Source organism: Desertibacillus haloalkaliphilus (assembly GCF_019039105.1).
Lineage (GTDB): Bacteria > Bacillota > Bacilli > Bacillales > KJ1-10-99 > Desertibacillus > Desertibacillus haloalkaliphilus.
On sequence record NZ_JAHPIV010000399.1, the window covers coordinates 1 to 365 of the forward strand.

Here is a 365-nt window from a genome sequence, read left to right on the forward strand (position 1 = left end):
GTGTTGTTGTGGTTGATGCTAAGATTACGAAGGAGCGTCCAATTCCTGTTGAAGGATTGAAGCTTGATCCAGCCCTAGCATCTGAAGAAGAAATTAAGACTTTCAAGGAGCGTTATGACGCACAAGAACTTGTGCCATTCCGTAAGTTCCTTGAAGAAGAAGGACTTAAGTCACAAGTTGTTAAGGTTAACGACGAAGACACGAAGTACAACTTCTAATTTAAGATAGTATCGAAGCAGCTACAATTATGTGGCTGCTTCTTTTTTGCGTTATGGGGCAAATTGCCAAAATAGCTAAGTCAACTCGATTTCGATTTGTTATAGTAAGTATGGGGGTTATTATGCGTACTTTTTATAACATTGCAG

The 365-nt window shown here is 39.2% G+C and carries 1 protein-coding gene; it reads left to right on the forward strand.

Going from position 1 to position 365, the window contains the following annotated elements:
* Positions 1-218, forward strand: a 218-nt coding sequence (locus tag KH400_RS22505; RefSeq protein WP_217228432.1) for a hypothetical protein, incomplete at its 5' end; no start/stop codon positions are given.
* Positions 219-365 lie beyond the last annotated feature (147 nt).